The sequence below is a fragment of the Allorhizobium sp. DMC15 genome (genome assembly GCF_056314065.1).
Window position 1 is genome coordinate 282946 of the sequence record NZ_JBQUZB010000004.1, and the last position, 21744, is coordinate 304689.

Here is a 21744-nt window from a genome sequence, read left to right on the forward strand (position 1 = left end):
GCCGGTTGATCCCGGCGAGGCCATTTCATTTTCGTCTTATTCCTCGGCTTTACGTTGCCTTGGGTCGACGCGTCGTCTTCTTGGGTTTTGCGGGCGTTGCGGCAACCGGTTCCGTCGGCTGCGGCTCGCCATCAATGGTGATGTCGTAGCCACTCGCAGTCCGCTTGACGTCGATGTCCACCTGACGGCCATCGAAGGCGACTTTCGTCCGGTATCCCGGCCAGTGTTCTGGCAATGCGGGCTCGACATGGATGGCACCGGCCTTGCGGGTGATGCCGAGAATGCCTTCGACCGCGAAGCGGTAAAGCCAGCCGGCAGATCCCGTATACCAGGTCCAACCTCCACGCCCGGCATAGCCCTCGCCGCCATAGATGTCTGCGGCCACGACATAGGGCTCGACCCTGTAGCGTTCGGCGGCATCTGCATCCAGAGCGTGGTTGATCGGGTTGAGCATCGTGAAGACGCGCCACGCGTCGGCAATGCGCCCTGCCTTCAACAGGGACAGGCCGAGCCAGATGGCAGCATGGGTATACTGTCCACCATTCTCGCGTACCGCCGGCGGGTAGGCTCCAATGTAACCGGGATCGAGGGTCGACTTCTCGAAAGGCGGCGTGAAGAGGCGGACGATGTCATGCTCCTCGTCCACAAGGCGTTTGACAGCCTCATTCAGGGCCTTTTCCGAGTGCTCCTGATCGCCGAGGCCCGAGAGCACGCTCCAGGACTGGGCTAGAGAATCGATCTGGCACTGGAGCGACTCGTTCGATCCGAGCGGGGCTCCATTGTCGAAATAGCCGCGAAGATAATGCGTGCCGTCCCAGCCCGAGGTTTCAAGCGCCGCTTTCAGTGTCTCAACATGGGCTGCCCAGCGCTGACGGCGATCTTTGTCGCGACGCTTGTCGGCGTAAGGCAGGAAGTTCTGCAGCGTGCTGGCGAGGAACCATCCGAGCCACACGCTTTCGCCCTTCCCTTCGATTCCCACGCGGTTCATGCCGTCATTCCAGTCGCCACCGAGAATGAGCGGAAGATCATGCTGGCCGGTGCGGGCGATGGCGAGATCCAGTGCCCGGGCTGCATGTTCGTAGAGGCTTGCCCTCGTTTCCGAGGAACTCGGCTGGAAGAAGGAATCATGTTGTCCAGCTTCCAGGGCCGCCCCTTCGATGAAGGCGAGTTCCTCGTCGAGAATGGTCTCGTCGCCGGTCGCCACCATATACTGGTCGATGGCATAAGCCAGCCAAACAACGTCATCCGAGATCATCGTGCGCACGCCGGCACCGGTCCGCGGCAACCACCAATGCTGGACATCGCCTTCCGGGAACTGGCGTGCGGCGGCGTTGAGGATCTGCCGGCGGGCAAGCTTCGGGTCCGTCAGCAGGAAGGCGAGCGTATCCTGCAGTTGGTCGCGGAAGCCGTAGGCGCCGCTGGCCTGGTAGAAGCCGGCACGGGCGAAGATGCGGCAAGCCAGCGCCTGATAGGGCAGCCAGCCGTTGACCATGTGGTCAAAGGCCTTGTCGCCGGTCTGAACGGAGACCTGGCTTGCGACACCGTTCCAGAAGGTGCGGGTTTCGTCGAAGACGGTCTTGAACCCGGTCGTGCGGATCGACTTGATCAGTTCGATCGCCCCTTCCGGCGTGTCGGTTTCGCCGAGGAAGAAGGTCAGTTCGCGCGACTGGCCCGGTGCCAGTTCCATGTCGAAGGCGAGCGCGGCGCACGGGTCGCTCTCACTGTCGATCGAGTCCGACAGTTTCGACAAACGGGCGACCGCCTGCGGCAGTTTGATCGAGCCGTTGCGACCGATGAACTCCCGGCGGCTTGCCGAGTAGCCTACAGGCTGATCGGGACCGGCGAGGAAGGCGAAACGGCCCGGATAGTTGATCTCATACGGGTTCGACGCCAGCAGTGCCCCGGTCTCTTCATCATAGGAGGACAGCACAAAAGGCGCTGTCCGGGCTGCGTTGTTGCCCAGCACCCATTCGGCGTAGCCATAGATCCGCAGGGTTCTCGCCGCGTCGCTGCCGTTCGTCACCCGAATCTTGGCGAGCTTGACCGGCCGGTTGCGATCAACCGTCTGGGTCATCTCGATTTCAAGATCGTGGTGACGGCTGGCAAATGTCGAATAGCCGAGACCGTGGCGCGTCTCAAATTGAGCGGCTGGATCGGTGTTCAGCGCGCTCACGGTCGCATAGGAGCGGCCGCTTGTGAGATCCGTAACGTAGAAGGCCTCGCCGGGACGATTGATGACGGGGTCATTGGTCCACGGTGTCAGCTGGTAGTCGCGCGAGTTCTGGCTCCAGGTGAAGCCCGCACCTTCGGCCGAAACGTGGAAACCGAACTGCTCGTTGGTGATCACATTGATCCAAGGCTGGGGTGTCGTCGCTGTGCCGGAGAGGCGCACGACATATTCGCCACCATCCTTGGAGAATCCGCCGGTGCCGTTCCAGAAGTCGAGATCACTTCCGTCGATCGCTGTCGGCGCTACTGACGGCGCAGGCAGGGCAGGGGGCAGCCCGGCCCAGTCACCCTCGCTGTCGGCAGCACGCGGTGCGGCGAAGAGTGAGACGGCGCGGTTGATCTGGTCGACGATCTTGCCGTTTCGGGTGTGCAAAACCACGCGCGCCGCTGCGAGCAAGGCAAGCGTTGCCCCTTCGTCCATCAGGTCGTCGCGCACGGTAAAGACATGCGGACGGCCCGGCGGCAGGCGATGCTTCAGATTTTCGGCGAGATGATCGAGGGCGTGCTGCATGTCCTGCGCGTAAGAGGTCGCACGTTCATTGATGATCGCAAGATCCGCTATCACGCCACGACGGCGCAGATATTCCAGCGCACTCATCGCTTCGCGGGCGATGTCCATGTCCATGTCGTCGTTGATGCGAAGCGCGAAGATCGGATTGTCGCCCGAGATCGCCATGGGCCACAGCGCTGACTGTGACTTCAGACCCTTGCGGACCGTTTCCGGATCGGCGCGCAGGTGGGTATCCGGATAGACCAGATAACGCCCGAGATGCTGGAAGGCGGCAGCCTGCTGAGACGTGATGCCGATGTGGCGCAGTTCGACCTGGGTGCGCGTCCAGGCATGGATGAGTTCGTGGCTGAAGGCGTCAGGATGGCGGTAACGCTCGATTGCCTTATCGATTTCCTCGCGGTTCGGGGCCGCCATCGTCCAGAAGATGACGGAGACCTTCTTGCCCGCCGGCACGCGCACGACGCGACGCAGGCTGAGGATCGGATCGAGAGTGAAGCCTTCGGTGCCGGACAGCGTGGCGCCGGGATCGAAGGCTGCAGCCTCGCCGAGCGTGCGGCCAGGGCCGAGAAAGCGGCGGCGGTCGGTCTCGAATTCGGTCGGTCGGCCCTGACCTGCACTGTCGACGACCAGATGTGCAACGCACATGTCCGGATCGCCCGGGCTGCGCTTGTTGCGCTCGGCGCGGATCACATCCCTGCGGCGGCCGAATTCGGTCTTGACGAACATGCGCGAGAACAGCGGATGCGCGCTGTCGGTGTCGTCATAGGCCAGTACCGGCTCAAGATACGAGGTCACTTCGATGAAGCGGTCCTCGGTGCCGGTGTTGAGGATGGTGAGACGACGCCCTTCAGCATCGTGCTCGGTTCCGACGATGCATTCGAGCGTGGTTGCGATGTCGCCGACCGTCTTGAAGAATTCTGCCTTATCGTCACCGAAGATGACCTTGCTCTTCTCGTCTTCGGCACGGCGCGGGGCAGCCGTTGCCGACCACCACTGATTGCTCGCCATGTCGCGGAGGAAGAGGAAGGTCCCCCAGCGATCTTCCGTTGGGTCAGGTTTCCAACGGGAAACCGACTGGCCGTTCCAGCGTGAGAAGCCGGAGCCGGTCGCCGTCAGCATGACCGAGTAGTGGCCGTTCGACAGGAAAACGAGTTCGCGATCCTTGGTGGCCGGATCATTGATCGTCCGGATTTCCGCGCGCAGCAGGTCCGCCTGACCCTTGCCCGGCGTCTGCGGTTCGTATTTCGCGCTCATCACCGGGATTTCGCGCGGCGCCTTTTCCTGAAGCAGCAGTTCAGCCGCTTCGATCACGGGATCGGCATGGAAGAGAGTGCGCAGGCGGCCGTTGAAGGCGACGTTGGCGATCGCTGCGATCGACATACCATGGTGGTGGGCATAGTAGTTGTAGACGACCGCGCATTTCTTGCCGTCGGGCAAGCGTGTCGGGGTAAAGTCGACAGCATCGTGGAAGCCATAGGCGCCGAGCGCGCCCAGCTTGCGCAGCCGCTGCAGATTTTCGAGCGAGGCTTCCGGATAATACTGGCTGGCCAGGATCGAGGCATAGGGCGCGATGACGGCGTTCTGGCCCAGACCACGCTTGAGACCTAGGGTCGGTACACCGAAGTTGGTGTACTGGTAGTTCATGTCATGGTCGCGGGCATTGAACGCCGCTTCCGAAATGCCCCAGGGGATGTTCAGGCGTCGACCGTGGTTCATCTGCTCCACGACCACCAGGTTGTTCGTCTGGTTCAGAACGCCACCCTGACGCTCCTGCATGACAAGCGGCGGCATCAGATATTCGAACATCGAGCCCGACCACGAGATCAGGGCCGCGCGCGCACCGATCGGCACGACCTGACGGCCGAGGCGATACCAGTGTTCGGTCGGGAGATCGCCCTTGGCGATAGCGAACAGACTGGTCAGGCGGCATTCGGAGGCCAGAAGGTCGTAGCAGGCTTCATCCAGTTCGCGCCCGTCCACCCGGTAACCGATCGACAGCAGACGCCGTTCGGGGCGGAAGAGGAAGGTGAAGTCCATCGAGAAAGCAATGCCGCGCGCCTTTTCCGAGAGCTGGCTGAGGCGCTGGCGCAGCGGGTCGATGTTCGACAGGTCGAAGGTGGTATCGGCGATATGGGCTTCACAGACCGAGACCAGCGATTCCGTCCAGCGCACGACTTCGGCGCTCTGATCCGAGCGCAGTTCGTGGTGCAGGTTGGCTGCCAGTTTCTGGACGTCGCGTGCGAGAACCGCAAGATTGATGATGCGGATCGACGCAAATTCGTGTTCGCGTTTGACGGCGGCCAGTGCCGTATTGAAGCCGATGATACGCTCTTCCAGGCGGCGACGCAGCGGGCGCACGGTCTTGCGGTCGTCGGGCAGGTTTTCCAGCACCTCAAACAGAATGCCGCCGACATCGCCGATGCCATCGATATTGCCTTGGAGATGGGCGGAGGGCGCTTCGGCCCATTCGCGGCAGGCGGATGCGATCGCGATCAGATGACCGGCGAGATTACCGCTGTCGACCGCCGAGATGTAGCGCGGACCGAGCGGCTTCAGGGTGTCCGTATAGTACCAATTGTACAGATGGCCGCGATATTTCTCCATCCGGTCGATGGTCGAGATTGTCTGCTCCATCCGCTCGATGGTCTGCTCGAAGCTCAGCCAGCCGAAATGGCGGGCGGAAACGACGGAGAGCAGGTAGACGCCGATATTGGTCGGCGAGGTGCGATGGGCGACGAGAGGTTCTGGCGTTTCCTGAAAGTTGTCGGGCGGCAGATAGTTGTCGCCGGCCGTGGTGAAGGTTTCGAAGTAGCGCCAGGTGCGCCGGGCAATCTTGCGCAGTTCTGATGACACGTGGTCTGGAACTTCGAGACTGTCTTCGGTTTCCGCCGACTGGCTGACATACCATGCGACCAGCGGAGAGAGGACCCAGAGAAGCGCGAAGGGAAGACCGATCAGATAGCCGTATCCACCCGGCAGGGCGGCAACTCCAACGGAGAGAATGGCCAGAATCGGAGCGTGGCGCATGTTCTGATAATAGGACGTGATCGAGCCCTGAGCTGCGGACTGGACGCTGGCGGCAGTGCGCCATTCCAGCAGGAGCTTGCGGCTGACCAGCATACGGTACAGGGAGCGCGCGATCGCATCGGCCATCATGCAGGCATTGTCGGCGATGAAGACGATGCGCAGCGCGACCTGGGCATTGATCGATCGGACTTCCGACCAGAGGGTCTGGAAGTGGGCTGCCGGCACGATGTCGGTCTGGCGCGGCACGATGCCGGAGAGAAGCGACAATGTCGGCGCAACAAAGAGGCTGAAAATCAGGAGCAATTGCCAGATCGTGGCACCGACCGGTTCCATGGTCGCCCAGCCGAGCACTGAGGCCATGAACCATGCGATCGGGGTCAGCGAACGGCGCAGATTGTCGATCATCTTCCAGCGGCCGAGCGCCGTGATGCCCCGGTTCGGGTCGCCGATATAGGGTAGCAATTGCCAGTCGCCGCGGGCCCAGCGATGCTGGCGCGAACTTTCGACCTCATAGCGGGTGGGGAAGTCTTCGACCAGTTCGACGTCGGTTACCAGAGCGCAGCGCGCGAAGGAGCCTTCCAGAAGGTCGTGGCTGAGCACCGAATTTTCGTCGATCCGGCCTTTGATGGCCGTCTCGAAGGCGTCGATGTCGTACAGGCCCTTACCGGTGAACGTACCTTCGTCGGTGATGTCCTGGTAGACGTCGGAGACGGTGAAGACGTAAGGGTCGAGGCCCCGGTTCATCGAAAAGATGCGCTGGAAGACCGAAGCGTCCTTGCCTGTCGTCAGCGACGGCGTGACACGTGGCTGCAATACACCATAGCCGCTCACGACGCGTCCGCTCTTCGGATCGATGACCGGGCGGTTGATCGGGTGGTGCATCTTGCCAACCAGCTTGGTTACCGCATCGCGCATCAGGCGCGTGTCGGCATCCAGCGTCATGACGTAGCGCACGTTTTCCGGGACCATGTTGGCACCGGGCAGATAGGATGTATCGCGATCGCCACGCAGCAACAGGTTCAGCTCATGCAGCTTGCCCCGCTTGCGCTCCCAGCCCATCCAGCAGCCTTCGGCGGGATTGTAGAGCCGCCGGCGATGCAGAAGGTAGAAATGGGTCTTCCCATTCTGGTCGTAGCGACTGTTTAATTGCGCGACTTCCCGTTTCGCGTAATCGAGAACTTCAAGATCGGCAGCGGTCTCTTCGACCTGGCTGTCCTTCCAGTCGCTGAGCAGAGCGAAATAGATTTCGCCATGCGGGTTCGTCAGGTGGTGCACCTCCACATTGCGGATCAGTTCGTCGACATCGTCACGCTTGGAGATCATGCAGGGGACGACAACCAGCGTGCGGGCGTCCTCTGGTATGCCTTGCTTGAACTCGTAGCCCGTGAGGCGGGTCGGCTTCATGAAGAAGGTGATCAGGGTATTGAACAGACCAGTCGCGCCCTCGGAAACAGGAAGCGAAACCATGACCAGCAGCACGAAGATCAGCGGTGTAGAGACGCCGGCCTGACCGAGGAAATGTCCAATGACGGCAAGGGCGGCGATCGTCAGGCCGATGACCGGGGCGGCAATAGACAACCAGTTCAGTTTCTTGATGGCGCTCGTCAGAATGCGCGACAGCGGTTCCCTATAGCCGATGGCGGCCTCGAGTTCGTTGCGGCGCGACCCGACAAGATAGCTTCCGACATCGAGTCTGGCTTCCGGTTCTGCACTGGCGGTTGCCAGATCGATCGCCGTCTGAGCGATTTCAATTTCGCTCAGATCCGAGCGGCGTGCCAGCTTCTCAATCGTGTTGCGATAGGCATTGCGGGAACCGAAATCCAGCTCGCGGTAGTCGGTGTGTTGACCGAGAATATGGTCGACCCGGCTGACTTCTTCGACCCAGACCGACCACTCCTTGTCATCGATCTCGCGCAGGCCGCGAACGATGTTGCCCATCGTGACATTGCCCGAGGACAGCCGGTTGTGCTCCGCGTCCATCGCTTCCTGGGCGGTGCGTCCGGCGGCTTCGAGGCGGCCTTCGAGCCATTCGACCGCAAAACTCGTGTTCTGCGAACCGTTGCGCAGTCGGTAAAGGAACTGGGTGGCGAAGGTGTTGTCATCAGCAAGCGGCTCGATCTGCCGCAAATAGGCCGCAGCTGCCAACGGATCGTTCAGCCGGATGATTTCGTCGGCAACCTCATTCGCCTTGCCGCGCATACGGCGTGAACGATCGACGCGGGTGGCAATGCGGCGCAGGTTCTCGACGAGTACGAAGCGGACGATAGAGGGCAGCGCCCAAAGCTCACCGATCTCCAGCGTCTGGTGACGCTGATAGCCGTTGACCAGTGCCGTCATGCTTTCCTGGCTGACGGTCGAGTGGGTATGGGCAACATACAGCCAAGCCATGGCCATGGTGCGCGGGATCTCGCGCGAACCGACTTTCATGGTGGGCAGTTGCCGGTAGAATTTCTTCGGAAAGTCGCGGCGAACTTCCTGGATCGCCTCTTCGATGACGTAGTGATTGTCCAGCAACCATTCCGCTGCCGGTGTGATCGTGGCACCTGCTTCGACATCGGCCGCCGTCGCGCGATAGACGCGCAGGATTTCGCGCTCGTTTTCCTTGTGGCGGGCGAAAAAGTCGAAGTCTATCAACCCCGGCAGTTCATCAGCACCGTTCAGCGCGAGAGAGGCCGCGCTTTCTTGCAGTTCCTCGATGGTGAAATAGGCAGATCGGATCGAGTCATTGTGGTCGATCTGCTTGGTTTCGAGGTCGCGCGATGGGACATGCAGCGTCATGAAGGATTGAATCTCGGTTCACAGGTGTTGATAGATCGCTCGGGCAGACCGCAGTCGTCGGAACAGTTCACGAAGCCGGGCTTTTGGATGACAATCGAGGCAGAAAAACGCCGCAATGCGCCTGAAACCTTTGGCGGTTGAACTCTGTTGACTGGCTTCGGGTTCCCGGACGTTGAATTGGCGTTTTTATGCCTTATTTCAAGCGGGTGGCCAAGCCCCCCGCCTCAGGCGGCGTCGCAACGCAAACAGGATGGCCTCCCCCCATCCCATCCTCCGTCGACAGCTCAGCCGGCCAGTCTTTCCGTCAAGCATAGCATTCTTCGCGCTGCCTCCTCCAGGCTTGTTTCCGGAACGGTCAACGAGATGCGAACGAGGTCGCGCGCGCCTTCACCGAAAGACGAGCCGGGCATGACCGAGACATTCTCCTCCTCCAGGAGGCGGGTGGCAAAATCATTGCCGTTTAACCCAGTGCCTGAGACGTCGAGCACAATGAACATGCCACCTTCGGGTCTATAGGGCTTCAGCGCCGGATGGGCGGAGAGACGGTCTAAGAGCAGATCGGCACGAGCGCGATAGTTCGCGCGCATGATACTCGATGTTTCGATCGGCTGGGTGAGAGCCATTGCGGTCATGTCGGCAATGAACGGCTGGACTCCGAAAAGCATGGTTTCGGAGACGGGCAGAAGGTGATCGAAGAATTCGCTTGGTCCTGCTGCCCAGCCGCTGCGAAAACCGGGAGCCGCATGGGACTTGGAGATCGAGGAAACCACGATCGTGCGATCGGCCAGATCGGGATTATCGAAGGGCGAGGCAAAGCGGTTGTCGAAGGTCAGTTCTTCGTAGACCTCGTCACAGACGATCCAGAGATCGTATCGGCGGCAGATTTCGCCAAGTGCGGCGATTTCGGATGCCGATAGAACGGCCCCGGTCGGATTATGTGGGGTGTTGAGGAGAAGGACGCGACTGTTCGGAGTGATCGCGGCCTCCAGATCGGTGGCTTGCATATGGAAACCGTTCTCTGCCCGCAGCGGGACCGAAAGGAGGCGGGCGCCGGTTGCGGCGGCGACGCCTTCATATGTTGCGTAGGAGGGGTCGCCTGCCAGCACCTCATCGCCTGCATCGAGCAGCCCCATCATGACCGCGAACAGGGCGGTTTGCGTCCCGGGAAAGCAGAGAATGTTGCGGCTCGTCACGCCGTCCCGTCGCTTTGCATATTTGCGCACGAGCGCGTCAACGACTGCAGGTTCGCCTCTTCCGTTTGAATAGCGTGTGCGACCGGCCTGCATGGCTCTTGCACATTCTGCGAGAAGCATAGGGTCCGGCGGAAGATCGGGTTCACCGATCGTTAGTTCGATCACCGGAATGCCCGCAGCAGCCTTGCGACGTCCTTCAATGTGCAAGGCCCATTTGCCCGAGCCCAATCCGGCCAGACGCTTCGTGATTGCTGCATATTTCATGAAAATCTCATTTCAGTGCGGGTTCGCGGCCGATCTCAGTGAGATGCCGCCCAGAAGGGCCTCGACCGCGTCGAGCGCGATCTGGGGCAGGCGGCCCTCGTCGAAAAGATCGCTGGCAAGGGAGTTTTCCAGCCAAAGGCCATCGATCAGGCCGTTGATGGCAATTGCCAGATGACGGCATTCATCCTGCGCTGGGTCCCGTCCATGGCTCACGAGCAGAGAGGTCACCAGACCTTGCAGAATCTCGAGGAACAGAATGTAGTTTTCTCGATGGATGCGGGCCAGCTCTTCGTCCGATCTCACGCGCCCGATAAAAGCCGCCCACAGCGACAGAGCCTTGGGATCAGCGATCGGCGGGCTGACATTGGCGACGATGAAACGGTGAAGGCGGTCGTGTGCGTCGCCGCCGGCATCCGCCATCGCGTCGATCGCCGTCTTCGTCATGGTCGCGAGCATCTCCCGATAGGCGGCCTGGACCATCTGATCCTTGCCCGTGAAATAGTGGCGGATCAGCCCACCGGTCACGCCGGCTCTTGCGGCGATGTCGCGGACCGTCGCTCCTTCCAGCCCATGTTCCGAAATGCTGTCGAGCGTTGCGGAAATGAGGTCCTGGCGGCGTTCTGCTTCGCCCGCGCGCTGGAATGTGCGTCTTGTCATCGGCATCTCCCAACGGTCTCAAGTGAAGGCAGGCAGGTCAGTCTCTGCTTTCGGCTTTTTATACGGTTGAACAACAAGGTCGCAAGTGCGAAAGTCGCTTCCGTTCATTCATGGCAGTCGCCGTCCGTTCGAGGGAGTATTCATGTCGATCCAATTTCCCAACGTCATGGCGGATGTGCTGGCCACGCGGCGCCATTTGCATCAGTTTCCCGAGATCGGTCTGTCGGAGTTCAAAACTTCGGATTATGTCGCCGAACGGCTTCAAGCACTCGGTTACGAGGTCACGAGGGGGCTGGCGAAGACGGGGGTTGTCGCCACATTGCGCAATGGCGACAGTGCGCGAAGCATCGGTATTCGCGCCGATTTCGACGCGCTTCCGATCCTGGAGGAAACGGGGCTGGACTATGCCAGCAAAGTTCCGGGTGTCATGCATGCCTGCGGCCATGACGGACATACGGCGATGCTTCTCGGGGCAGCCCGGATTCTGGCGGAACGGCGAAACTTTGACGGCACCATTCACCTGATCTTCCAGCCTGCCGAAGAAAATTTCGGTGGCGCACGCCTGATGATCGAAGACGGTTTGTTCGAGAAATTTCCGTGCGACGCTGTCTTTGCCCTCCACAATGATCCCGATATCGCCTTCGGCCATATCGCGGTGAGGGAAGGGCCGATCATGGCAGCCGTCGATGAATGCAAGATCACCGTCAACGGACGCGGCGGGCATGGTGCCGAGCCACAGTCGACCGCCGACCCGATCGTGTGCGGCGCCTCGATCATCATGGCCCTGCAGACCATCGTCTCGCGCAATATTCATCCTCTCGATCCGACGGTGATTACCGTCGGAGGCTTCCATGCCGGGGCAGCCAGCAACGTCATTCCGGAGCGGGCCGAGATGGTGCTCTCGATCCGGTCCTTCGATTCTCAGGTGCGCGACCAACTCGAACAACGGATTCGCGCCGTGGCCGAGGGACAGGCGGCGAGCTACGGCATGGGTGTCACGATCGAATACGAGCGCGGCTACAATGCGACGATCAACCATAAGGTCGAGACGGATTTTGTGCGTGATCTCGCCGTGGATTTCGCCGGTGCGGACAAGGTGTTCGATTTGCCGCGCCCGATGATGGGCAGCGAGGACTTTGCCTATATGCTTATCGAGCGCCCCGGAAGTTATTTCTTTCTGGGTACCAAACGGACGGAAAACGACCCGCCGCTGCATCATCCGCGCTACGATTTCAACGACGACGTCCTGCCTATCGGCACCACCTTCTGGGTCGAACTCGCCGAGCGCTATCTACGTCCGGCCTGATGACGCCGGCCTTATAATGAGGCTCGGCGCTTTTCGGCAACGAGGATGATGACACCGGCACTGGCGATCAGGACGGCGCCGGCAATGACGTTCTGGCCCGGAATATCGCCCCAGATGGCGTAACCCAGGGCAAAGGCCCAGATGAGTGCGGTGTATTCGAAGGGTGCAATGACGGAGATCGGCGCGCGGCGCATGCTCTCGAAATAGGCCAGTTGTCCCAAACCTCCGATCAAGCCGACGGCGATCAGAAGGATCTGTGCCGCGCCCGTCGGCATGGACCAGGTGCTGAGTGCGACCGGTGCCGTGAGCGCGAGGAAGAAGACATTGGTCATGGCCATCTGAACCATGCTGCTCGCATCCTGAGAGGTTCGGCGCAGAAGGATCGTGGCCACCGCCCAGCAACCGGCTGCGAGAATGGCGAGGTAGACCGGCCAGCCGTCCGCCATGCCGGTCGGATCGCTTGCAATGATCACCCCGGCGAACCCGGTGATCACCGCTACCCAGCTGGCAAGCGGCACGTGTTCTCCCAGCATCGGCATCGACAGGACGACGGCCACGATCGGCGCGGCGAAATAGAGCGTCGTGAGATCCGCCAATGGCAGGAATTTCGCCGCATGAAAATAGCAGAGCCATGCCGCCAGCAGGAACAAGCTTCGGATCATCATCGGACGCCTGACAGGGGAGGCTATGGTCTCGTGCAGGAGGCTGCGGCCGCCGATCAGAAAACATCCCGCAAGAATGGCGATGCTGCGGCAAAACAGGATCTGCCACACGGTCGTGTTCTCAACGAGCAGCTTGATCATGGCATCGTGCATGGCAAAGAGGAAATAGGCCAGGCTGGAGAGGAGAATGCCAGCGCCAATGGTGGTCTTCACGATGGAGGAACTTTCGATGGATGCAGAGAGCCATGCCGGACAACCGACACGGGGTGCGCCATCTCTCACGGCAATCTCCGGCTCTGTCAATCCAATGTGGAGCATCAGCAATCATCATCGGCGGAAACAAAATGTTATGTTCGAGCCCGCACTCCATGATTGTTGTTTAAATCGATTTAAGTAGAGTTCCGCCGCTTGCATGGAGGAAGAGATGAACGAGACTGTATCGATCCCGGTGTCCCCCGGACCTGCTCCCATCGTCACGCGCGAGAGGGCGGCGGTTGCCCTGCTGTTTTTCCTCAATGGCATGGTTATGGGTGCCTGGGCTCCCAAAATCCCCTTTTTCTCTCAGGCGTTGGGTCTAACGGAATCCATGCTGGGCGTCATGCTGTTCGTCTTTGGCGTCGGTTCGCTGGTGATGATGCCGATTGCGGGTCTGCAGATTGCCCGCTTCGGGTCCAATCGCGTCGTGCAGATTTCCACCCTCCTCTATATTCCAACCATCGTGCTGTTGACCTTGGTGGACAATGTCTGGACGGGTGCCATCGCGATCTTCCTGTTCGGCGGGTTGACCGGCGCGATGGATGTCGCCATGAACGCCAATGCGGTCGAAGTCGAGCGGCAGATGCGTCGCTCGATCATGTCCTCCTGTCATGCATTCTGGAGCCTGGGTGGCTTGTTCGGTGCTGCAACGGGCGGCGCGTTGATCGCCTCGCTCGGTGTCATGGGGCACGTGCTTTTGCTGGCCGCCATCTGCATCGTGCTGTTTCTCGTGGCGCGTCCGATGATCCTCGCCGATGCGCCGCATCCGAGCGAAGAGCCGACGCGCGCGAAGCTGCCGTTGACGCCGCTTCCCTGGCTGATCGGATTGATCGCCCTCTTCTGCATGGTTCCGGAAGGGACGGTTCTTGACTGGAGCGCACTCTATCTTCGCAACGAACTCGGTGCTTCTACCGAGATGTCGGGGTTTGCCTTTGCCGCCTTCTCGCTCACAATGGCGACGTGTCGCTTTGCCGGCGACTTTGTGCGGGATCGGTTCGGCGGTGTTAGGACCCTTCGGGTCTGCGGGGTTTTGGCAACGCTCGGGCTGCTGATCGCCGGGCGCTCCGACAGCGTCACGCTTGCTCTCGTCGGATTTGCGATTGCCGGCATCGGCATCTCCAACATGGTGCCGATCGCCTTCTCGGCGGCGGGCAATCTGCCGGGGCTCGCGCCGGGCGTCGGGCTCTCCGTTGTCACGACCATGGGCTATTCGGGCATTCTTTTTGCGCCGTCGCTGATCGGATTCGTTGCTGAGCGCACCACCTTGTCGACGGTCTACACGGCCATTCCCGCCCTTTTGCTCGTCGTGCTCGTCCTGTCGCATCTTGCCCGCTATGCGGACAGGGTGACGGAAGTCCATCCGGGACGGGTCTCAACCTGAGTTGGGACCCAATGCCTCTCTGTGGCTCGAAAAGATGCCAAAGGGAAAAGTGTCGTTGACGCAGTGACGAAAATCGTCAAAGTGTCAGTTATGGCAGATGTCAGTGTAGGCGAGCGACGGGCGCTCATACTTCAGGCGGCTTACGAGACCTTCGTCAGCTATGGATTCAGGCGGACGACTATGGATGACATCGCGCAGGTTGTCGGCCTGTCGCGTCCGGCGCTCTACCTTCATTTTCGCAACAAGCCCGATATCTTTCGCGGTCTCATGCGGTCCATGATGGAGGATACGCTGATTACCGTGCGTTCCTGCCTCGGACGGGATCTGCCACTCAGCGAACGGCTTTTCCTGGCTCTCGAGGAGGGCATCGTCGCGCCACAACGCAAGATCCTGGCAACAGCGCATGGGGCAGAGCTGTTCGATACCAGCCACGAGTTCGGCGCGGACCTCTTTCTCGACTGGATGGAAGCGGTCGAAACGGAGATCGCGCTCACCCTCGACCGCGCCGCCTCAGACAAGATCATCACAATTCCGTCAGGTTTGTCGGCCGACATCGTTGCATCGCTGTTGATCGATGCGGTTGAGGGCATGAAATGCCGGCGCCAAGACATGGAAGAGGTGGATGAAACCGTTCGCAACATGCTCACGCTCGTCCTCGGGACGCTGCTGATCCATTGAGCTGCCACGTCGCGCTACGGGGGGATCGGTTGACAAGCGGGAAGCTTTGATCCACCTCCAGAGTATCACTCGAAGCCGTGCAGAGATTGAGCCATGTTCCCAGGAAACATACCATCCGCCGATGCCTACGACCCCAAGCCGCGCCGCGCTTCGGTGGCCGTCGATGTGGGCGGGGTGATCATCGGGGGTGGTGCCCCTGTCGTCGTGCAGTCAATGACCAATACGGACACCGCCGACGTCGATTCCACCGTGGCTCAAGTTGCCGCGCTCTATAAGGCCGGCTCGGAAGTCGTCCGTATCACCGTCGACCGGGACGAGAGCGCCGCCGCCGTGCCGAAGATCCGTGAACGCCTGCTGCGGCTGGGTATGGACGTGCCCTTGATCGGTGATTTTCACTACATCGGCCATCGACTGCTCGCTGATCACCCGGCCTGTGCCGAGGCGCTTGCCAAGTATCGCATCAATCCGGGCAATGTCGGCTTCAAGGACAAGAAGGACAAGCAGTTCGCCGAGATCGTTGAAATGGCGATCCGCTATGACAAACCGGTGCGTATCGGCGTCAACTGGGGATCTCTCGACCAGGAACTTCTCACCCGTCTGATGGACTCCAATGCCGAAAACGGCTCGCCTCTGTCGGCCCGCCAGGTGACTCGTGAAGCGATCGTCCAGTCGGCGCTGTTGTCGGCAGAACTCGCCGAAGAGATCGGATTGCCGCGCAATCGTATCATCCTCTCGGCAAAGGTCAGTCAGGTGCAGGATTTGATCGCGGTCTACCAGATGCTGGCGGACCGCTCGAACCATGCGCTTCATCTTGGCTTGACCGAGGCCGGCATGGGGACAAAGGGCATCGTCGCGTCCTCTGCTGCCATGGGGTATGTCCTCCAGCACGGGATTGGCGACACAGTTCGCGTGTCACTCACGCCGGAGCCGAATGGTGACAGAACCCGCGAGGTCCAGGTTGCGCAGGAACTGCTGCAGGTCATGGGCTTCCGGCAGTTCGTGCCGGTCGTCGCGGCATGTCCCGGTTGCGGGCGCACAACGTCGACTGTTTTCCAGGAGCTCGCCCAGAAGATCCAGGACGACCTGCGCAAGAACATGCCGGTCTGGCGAGACAAGTATCCGGGTGTCGAGGGCCTCAATGTTGCAGTTATGGGCTGCATCGTGAACGGTCCGGGCGAAAGCAAACACGCCGATATCGGGATCTCGCTGCCTGGAACCGGAGAAAATCCCGCAGCACCCGTGTTTATCGACGGAGAGAAGGCGATGACGCTGCGCGGCCCCAACATTGCGGGTGATTTCGAGGCGCTGGTCGCCGATTATATCGAGAAACGCTACGGTCGCCGCTCGGCAGCAGAATGAGGCTGTGCGGCAACTTTTTGTTGCCGTAATTTCCCTGTTCAGGAATCATCAGCCTGTTCTTGGAGGGACATCGAGCATGATCAAGAAGATCGCCATCGTCGCGCTGTGCGCGACCTATCTGAGTGCCTGCACGACGACGGACCCCTATACGGGCCAGCAGAAAGTTTCGAACACCGCAGGCGGTGCGGCGATTGGTGCAGCCGTGGGTGCGCTGGGCGGCCTGGCCGTGGGTGGATCGGCCACGGGCCGGCGCAACGCGGCGCTGATTGGTGCGGGTATCGGTGCGCTCGCTGGCGGTGCCATCGGCAACTACATGGACCAGCAGGAAGCAGAACTGCGCGCCCAGTTGCAGGGTACGGGCATCTCCGTGACCCGCGTCGGGGACCGCATCATCCTGAACATGCCGTCCAACATCACCTTCGCCACCGATCAGGATGCGGTGATGCCGCAGTTCTACCCGACCCTGAACTCCGTGGCGATCGTTCTGCGCAAGTTCGAAAAGACGCTCATCGATATCAACGGTCATACCGATTCGACCGGCAGCCTCGCTCACAATCAGGCCCTGTCAGAGCGTCGCGCCATGTCTGTTGCGAGCTATCTCAACAGCCAGGGTGTCGATCCCCGTCGTGTATCCTCGCTCGGCTTCGGTCCGAGCCAGCCGATTGCGTCCAATGCAACCCCGGATGGCCGCGCACAAAATCGCCGTGTTGAGATCCAGATTTCCCCGCTCACGCAGGGCTGATACGGCCGCATTGCCGGCTGACTTCATCAAGGGCGCTGCGTCTTGCGGCGCCCTTCTTCGTTTTCAGCGCTGAAGAAGCAGTTTGGTGCCGGCTGCCGTGAACAGGATCGCCAGTGTCCCGTCGATATAGCGACGCGCGGATCGATAGGCTCTGACTGCACCGGGCAAGGAAAACAGCCAAGCATAGCCGGAAAAGACGCAAAAGCCCGTCATCAGGCATCCCGCCACGATCACGGCGACCGTCATGGCGGTCGCACCAGGGGGCAGGCCGAGTGACAGGATCGCGAGCCACGCGAAGATTGCCTTCGGATTGGTCAGGTGGATGGCGTAGCCACGCAGAAATGTCCGGCTGAACTTCTCCGGGGCGGCACTCCCTGCCATCGGGTCTACTGCGCTTGCGGCGGAACGGAACGCGCGCCAGGCGAGGTAAAGCAGATAAAGGCCCCCAACAATCCGCATGATCGTCACTGCATGGGCATAGTGGGTCAGAACGGTCGCGAGGCCCGCCGATGCAGCCAAGGCCCAGGTCGCCGAGCCACAGAAGATACCCATCGCCATTGTCAATCCGTGACGGCGCCCTTGACCGAGAGAAGCTGAGGCGATCGCCATTGTTGCCGGGCCGGGACTGAGCACGGCTACCAGATAGACAAGATAGGCGCTGAAGACCTGGGGTAGGTTTTCGAGGATGATGTGCAAGGGTCGCTCCGACGGACGAAAAGGCGTGGAGCCTAACCCGTCCGCGTCGTCGGCACACGTCAGATGATTTGATCGATCGCGGTCAAAAACTGATGACATTCTTCCGCTGTGCCGATGGTCACCCGGAGATAGTCCGAAATCCGGGGCTTGGCGAAGTGGCGCACCAGCACGGCGCGCTCGCGCAGGCCGCGTGCCAGATCTGCCCCCTGATGCGCGGGATGGCGGGTGAAGACGAAGTTGGCGGATGACGGCAGGACTTCGAAACCGCGTTCTTGAAGCGCCTTCGTCACCATCTCCCGGTTCGCCATGATCTGTGTGCGGGTCTGTTCGAACCAGGCGCGATCGTCGACCGCAGCGGTGGCGGCAGCCTGGGCCAGAGTGTCGAGCGGGTAGGAATTGAAGCTGTCCTTCATTCGTTCGAGCGCATCGATCAGCGGGCGCTGGCCGAGCGCAAATCCGACGCGGAGGCCCGCGAGCGACCGCGATTTGGAGAAGGTGTGGACCACCAGCAGGTTGTCGTAACGCGGAATGAGGCTTGCTGCCGTCTCGGCGCCGAAATCGACATAGGCCTCGTCCACCACCACAACTTGATCCGGATGGGATGCAACGAGCGCCTCGATGTCGGAAAGCGGCAGGGCAATTCCGGTCGGGGCGTTGGGATTGGCGAGAATGATTGCTCCGCAAGGACGATCGTAGTCGCTGATCCGGATGCGCATGGCGTCGTCCAGCGGCACTTCTTCGACAGTGATTTCGAAGAGCCGGGCATAGGTCTTGTAGAAGCTGTAGGTGATATCGGGATAAAGGAGCGGCTTGTCGTGCTTCAACAAGGCTGCAAAGGTGAAGGCAAGAACCTCGTCCGACCCGTTGCCGACGAAGACCTGTTCAGCTTCAAGTCCGAAGTTTTCGGCCAAGGTTTCGCGTAGGCGAGATGAGGACGGGTCCGGATAAAGACGCAGACGATCACCCGAGGCGGCGGCAATCGCCTCCAGAACCTTCGGCGACGGGCCGAAGGGGTTCTCATTGGTGTTCAACTTCACCAGTCCCGGGATCTTCGGCTGTTCACCGGCCACGTAGGGCTCCAGATCGTGGACGGCGGCGGACCAGAAACGGCTCATGTCAGTTCTTCCTGTATGCGATGAAACGGGCGGTTTCGATCAGTGTCGTTGCTGCCGCGCCATAGGCGGCGAGTTCCTGAGCGGCAGCAGTCACGAGTCGTTCAAGTTCGGCTTCAGCCCAGGCCTGCCCTTTGAGGGCAACCAGCGTGCCCTTGCCTTTCGCAGCGTCCTTGCCGGTTGCCTTTCCCATGGTTGCCGCGTCCGCTGTCACATCCAGCAGATCGTCCGCTAGCTGGAAGGCGCGGCCGATGATTTCGCCGAAACGGCGCAATCTCGCCCGATCCTCGTGGCCGCGACCGGCGATGATGGCCCCCGCCTCGCAGGCAAAACGAAGCAGCGCTCCGGTCTTCATCGATTGCAGAAGAACGATTCCGGCTTCGTCGGGAGCTTCCCGCTCGGCCGCGAGATCCAGCGCCTGGCCGCCCGCCATGCCACCAATGCCGGCAGCACGGGCCAGTTCGAGCACAAGCGCCGCCCGGGCTTCGTCCGGCAGTGAAGTGTCAGGAGAGGCGATGATGTCGAAGGCATAGGTCAGCAGGCCGTCGCCGGCGAGTATGGCGGTGGCATAGTCGTAGGCGATGTGGACGGTCGGCTTGCCGCGACGCAGGTCGTCGTCGTCCATAGCCGGAAGGTCGTCATGGACGAGAGAATAGCTGTGCAGACATTCGAGCGCGCAGCCGACCTGCAGAGCCGCATCTTCATCGCCGCCAAAGAGACGGGCGGCCTCCAGCACCAGATAGGGCCGCAGACGCTTTCCGCCGTTCAAGGCGCCGTAATGCATCGCCTCGATCAGTCTGGTGGGTCGGGCGATTTCGCCGGTGCGGGGTCGCGCATCGAGAAGCATGTCCAGACGGGCCTCCACCAAGGCCGCATGGCGTGCAAGATTTTGTTCAAACAGGGTCGAAGACGCGCTCATGCGGGCTATTTCGCACGGCACCCCGGGAGTGGCAACGGGAAATTCCGTCACAGGTGGGGGAGTTTGGCGCTCCTCTACTGGTCAATCGTCAAGAGGATGCGTATGAAAAGCGAGCCCCCGAGATGAGTGGATCGATCTTCTTTGACAGCGGACGTGCAGGTTTTGGAGCAGCAGACGGAGGAAGCCCCGGTTGAACAAGGCCAGGAGCGATCGAGGCTATGGCGTCGCATCGCCATTGGTGTCGTCGCCTTCCTGTGTGCTCCCTATCTGCTGATCCTCGTCTATAGGCTGGATTTCATCCATCCTGTTTCCACTTTGATGCTGGCAGATCTGGTGACCTTCCAGGGCTATGACCGTCGTTGGGTGGATTTCGAGGATATCTCACCCAATGTTGTGCGGGCTGTGATGATGTCGGAAGACGGTCAGTTCTGCAGCCATGATGGCGTGGACTGGGGACAGTTGAAGGGCGTGGTCGACGATGCGCTCGCCGGAGAGGCGACACGCGGCGCCAGCACGATCCCGATGCAGACCGCGAAGAACCTCTTCCTCTGGAACAGCCGCTCCTTCATCCGCAAGGGGCTGGAGTTGCCGTTGGCGCTTGTGGCCGATTTCATCTGGTCCAAGGAGCGGACGATGGAGATCTATCTCAACATCGCTGAGTGGGGTCCCGGCATTTACGGCATCGAGGCGGCAGCGCGCTATCATTTCAAGACGTCTGCGGCCAAGCTCAGCGCACGTCAGGCGGCACTGCTCGCGGTCGCATTGCCCAATCCCATCGATCGTGTGGCGAGCAAGCCGGGCAAGGGCATGCAGCGGCTGGCCAATGTCGTCGACCGCCGGGCGAAGCGATCTGGCGAATACATCACCTGCCTCTATGACTGACATCAGAAAGTCTCGTTGGTCACATTCCGGCGATCCGATTAGCGTCATCCTCGCTTGAACCAGAGGTGTCCATGTCCGAGCTTGTCCTCTACATCGCCAACAAGAACTATTCGTCCTGGTCCTTCCGGCCCTGGATCGCGCTGACGGCTGCGGGCATCCCCTTCCGCGAAGTGCTGATCCCTTTCGGTCCGGGGGCCGCGAACCCTCAGTTTCGCGAGCTCTCGCCGACCGGCAAGGTGCCGATCCTGCACCATGGAGCCAACAGGGTCTGGGAATCGCTCGCTATCATCGAATATGTCGCCGAACTTTTCCCCGACGCCGGGCTTTGGCCGGAAAATTCTGCGTGGCGCAGCATGGCTCGATCGATTTCTATGGAGATGCTTTCCGGCTTCCGTGCATTGCGCAGTGCATGCCCAATGAACCTGCGCCGGCCGGTCAGGCCCATCGACCTGCCAGATGGGGTCAAACCCGATGTGCAACGGATCGAGGCGATCTGGCGCGACATGCGGCAGATGTCGCGCGGTCCTTTCCTGTTTGGTGCCTTCTGCGCGGCTGATGCCATGTTCGCCCCGGTGGTCAACCGATTTGCCGCCTACGACCTCGTCCGCGATGCGGATACGCTGGAATACATGGCCGCCATGAAGGCGCACCCGGCCTGGCAGGCCTGGGAGGCCGCGGCACTTGCCGAGACCTGGATTGTGCCCGAAGACGAAGCCTGAGGGGCAGTCTAGACGGGTTCGAAAAAATCCGGCCGGGGACTGGTCAAACCCCTTCTGGACATGTATAAGCCCGCCAAATTCCGAGTTCGCGACAGGTTCTGTCCGGCCTCATCGAGGCCGATAGACCTGTTTTGCACCGTCACGTGGAGTAACGAAAATGGCTGTACCGAAGAGAAAAACAAGCCCGTCGAAGCGCGGTATGCGCCGTTCTGCGGACGCCCTCAAGGCTTCGACCTATGTCGAGGACAAGAATTCCGGCGAACTGCGCCGTCCGCACCATATCGATCTGAAGACCGGTATGTATCGCGGCCGTCAGGTTCTGACGCCGAAGGAAAGCGCATAATTTCTGCGCAACATCCTGATTGTTGAAGGCC

The 21744-nt window shown here is 60.9% G+C and carries 15 protein-coding genes; 8 read left to right on the forward strand and 7 right to left on the reverse strand.

Going from position 1 to position 21744, the window contains the following annotated elements; genetic code table 11:
- Positions 1-49: 49 nt before the first annotated feature.
- From ACT53S_RS18975 to ACT53S_RS18985, 3 genes are all read right to left on the reverse strand, one after another.
- A complete protein-coding gene (locus ACT53S_RS18975) occupies positions 50-8545 on the reverse strand; it encodes a glycoside hydrolase family 94 protein (protein ID WP_476068119.1) in 8496 nt (2831 codons plus the stop codon).
- A gap of 284 nt (positions 8546-8829) precedes the next feature.
- Positions 8830-10002, reverse strand: a complete 1173-nt coding sequence (locus ACT53S_RS18980) for a pyridoxal phosphate-dependent aminotransferase (protein ID WP_476068120.1) — start codon at positions 10000-10002, stop codon at positions 8830-8832.
- A 12-nt stretch (positions 10003-10014) separates the two neighbouring features.
- Positions 10015-10659, reverse strand: a complete 645-nt coding sequence (locus ACT53S_RS18985) for a TetR family transcriptional regulator C-terminal domain-containing protein (RefSeq protein WP_113377909.1) — start codon at positions 10657-10659, stop codon at positions 10015-10017.
- 142 nt (positions 10660-10801) lie between these two features.
- On the opposite strand from ACT53S_RS18985, the gene ACT53S_RS18990 reads away from it, so the two are divergent.
- The gene (locus ACT53S_RS18990; RefSeq protein ID WP_476068121.1) at positions 10802-11965 is read left to right on the forward strand and encodes a M20 aminoacylase family protein; all 1164 of its coding nucleotides are present in this window, start codon (positions 10802-10804) and stop codon (positions 11963-11965) included.
- 11 nt (positions 11966-11976) lie between these two features.
- On the opposite strand, the gene ACT53S_RS18995 is transcribed toward ACT53S_RS18990, so the two are convergent.
- On the reverse strand, positions 11977-12840 hold the full coding sequence (locus tag ACT53S_RS18995) for a DMT family transporter (protein WP_476068122.1): 864 nt from the start codon (positions 12838-12840) through the stop codon (positions 11977-11979).
- A gap of 211 nt (positions 12841-13051) precedes the next feature.
- Between ACT53S_RS18995 and ACT53S_RS19000 the strand changes: the two genes are divergently transcribed.
- From ACT53S_RS19000 to ACT53S_RS19015, 4 genes are all read left to right on the forward strand, one after another.
- Positions 13052-14263, forward strand: a complete 1212-nt coding sequence (locus tag ACT53S_RS19000; protein WP_476068123.1) for an MFS transporter — start codon at positions 13052-13054, stop codon at positions 14261-14263.
- A 90-nt stretch (positions 14264-14353) separates the two neighbouring features.
- A complete protein-coding gene (locus ACT53S_RS19005) occupies positions 14354-14941 on the forward strand; it encodes a TetR/AcrR family transcriptional regulator (protein ID WP_476068124.1) in 588 nt (195 codons plus the stop codon).
- 93 nt (positions 14942-15034) lie between these two features.
- Entirely contained in the window at positions 15035-16300 is a 1266-nt protein-coding gene (ispG, locus tag ACT53S_RS19010; RefSeq protein WP_476068125.1) for a flavodoxin-dependent (E)-4-hydroxy-3-methylbut-2-enyl-diphosphate synthase, read from the forward strand.
- A gap of 76 nt (positions 16301-16376) precedes the next feature.
- On the forward strand, positions 16377-17042 hold the full coding sequence (locus ACT53S_RS19015) for a YiaD family glycine zipper/OmpA-like lipoprotein (RefSeq protein WP_113377913.1): 666 nt from the start codon (positions 16377-16379) through the stop codon (positions 17040-17042).
- 63 nt (positions 17043-17105) lie between these two features.
- Here the strand turns inward: ACT53S_RS19015 and ACT53S_RS19020 are convergent, their stop codons facing one another.
- Genes ACT53S_RS19020 through ACT53S_RS19030 form a run of 3 tightly spaced genes read right to left on the reverse strand, consistent with a single transcriptional unit; the run spans position 17106 to position 19769 of the window.
- Positions 17106-17738 carry a LysE family translocator gene (locus ACT53S_RS19020; protein WP_476068126.1) on the reverse strand — a complete coding sequence of 211 codons (633 nt, stop codon included), beginning with the start codon at positions 17736-17738 and terminating at the stop codon, positions 17106-17108.
- Positions 17739-17797: 59 nt separating this feature from the next.
- Complete coding sequence (hisC, locus tag ACT53S_RS19025; protein ID WP_476068127.1) at positions 17798-18853, reverse strand: histidinol-phosphate transaminase; 1056 nt, start codon at positions 18851-18853, stop codon at positions 17798-17800.
- Between the two features lies 1 nt (position 18854).
- Positions 18855-19769, reverse strand: coding sequence for a polyprenyl synthetase family protein (locus ACT53S_RS19030; RefSeq protein ID WP_142073022.1), 915 nt, complete (start codon positions 19767-19769; stop codon positions 18855-18857).
- 141 nt (positions 19770-19910) lie between these two features.
- On the opposite strand from ACT53S_RS19030, the gene mtgA reads away from it, so the two are divergent.
- From mtgA to rpmF, 3 genes are all read left to right on the forward strand, one after another.
- The gene (gene mtgA / locus ACT53S_RS19035; RefSeq protein WP_476068128.1) at positions 19911-20651 is read left to right on the forward strand and encodes a monofunctional biosynthetic peptidoglycan transglycosylase; all 741 of its coding nucleotides are present in this window, start codon (positions 19911-19913) and stop codon (positions 20649-20651) included.
- A gap of 71 nt (positions 20652-20722) precedes the next feature.
- Positions 20723-21370, forward strand: coding sequence for a glutathione S-transferase family protein (locus tag ACT53S_RS19040; RefSeq protein WP_476068129.1), 648 nt, complete (start codon positions 20723-20725; stop codon positions 21368-21370).
- Between the two features lie 157 nt (positions 21371-21527).
- Positions 21528-21713 carry a 50S ribosomal protein L32 gene (gene rpmF, locus ACT53S_RS19045; RefSeq protein ID WP_006724402.1) on the forward strand — a complete coding sequence of 62 codons (186 nt, stop codon included), beginning with the start codon at positions 21528-21530 and terminating at the stop codon, positions 21711-21713.
- Positions 21714-21744 lie beyond the last annotated feature (31 nt).

Coding starts and splice junctions, on each gene's coding strand:
- ACT53S_RS19040 (WP_476068129.1), top strand. CDS start 20,723: ATGTCCGAGCTTGTCCTCTACATCGCCAACAAGAACTATTCGTCCTGG.
- rpmF (WP_006724402.1), top strand. CDS start 21,528: ATGGCTGTACCGAAGAGAAAAACAAGCCCGTCGAAGCGCGGTATGCGC.
- ACT53S_RS18980 (WP_476068120.1), bottom strand. CDS start 10,002: ATGAAATATGCAGCAATCACGAAGCGTCTGGCCGGATTGGGCTCGGGC.
- hisC (WP_476068127.1), bottom strand. CDS start 18,853: ATGAGCCGTTTCTGGTCCGCCGCCGTCCACGATCTGGAGCCCTACGTG.
- ACT53S_RS19000 (WP_476068123.1), top strand. CDS start 13,052: ATGAACGAGACTGTATCGATCCCGGTGTCCCCCGGACCTGCTCCCATC.
- ispG (WP_476068125.1), top strand. CDS start 15,035: ATGTTCCCAGGAAACATACCATCCGCCGATGCCTACGACCCCAAGCCG.
- ACT53S_RS19015 (WP_113377913.1), top strand. CDS start 16,377: ATGATCAAGAAGATCGCCATCGTCGCGCTGTGCGCGACCTATCTGAGT.
- ACT53S_RS19030 (WP_142073022.1), bottom strand. CDS start 19,769: ATGAGCGCGTCTTCGACCCTGTTTGAACAAAATCTTGCACGCCATGCG.
- ACT53S_RS18975 (WP_476068119.1), bottom strand. CDS start 8,545: ATGACGCTGCATGTCCCATCGCGCGACCTCGAAACCAAGCAGATCGAC.
- ACT53S_RS18985 (WP_113377909.1), bottom strand. CDS start 10,659: ATGACAAGACGCACATTCCAGCGCGCGGGCGAAGCAGAACGCCGCCAG.
- ACT53S_RS19005 (WP_476068124.1), top strand. CDS start 14,354: ATGGCAGATGTCAGTGTAGGCGAGCGACGGGCGCTCATACTTCAGGCG.
- ACT53S_RS18990 (WP_476068121.1), top strand. CDS start 10,802: ATGTCGATCCAATTTCCCAACGTCATGGCGGATGTGCTGGCCACGCGG.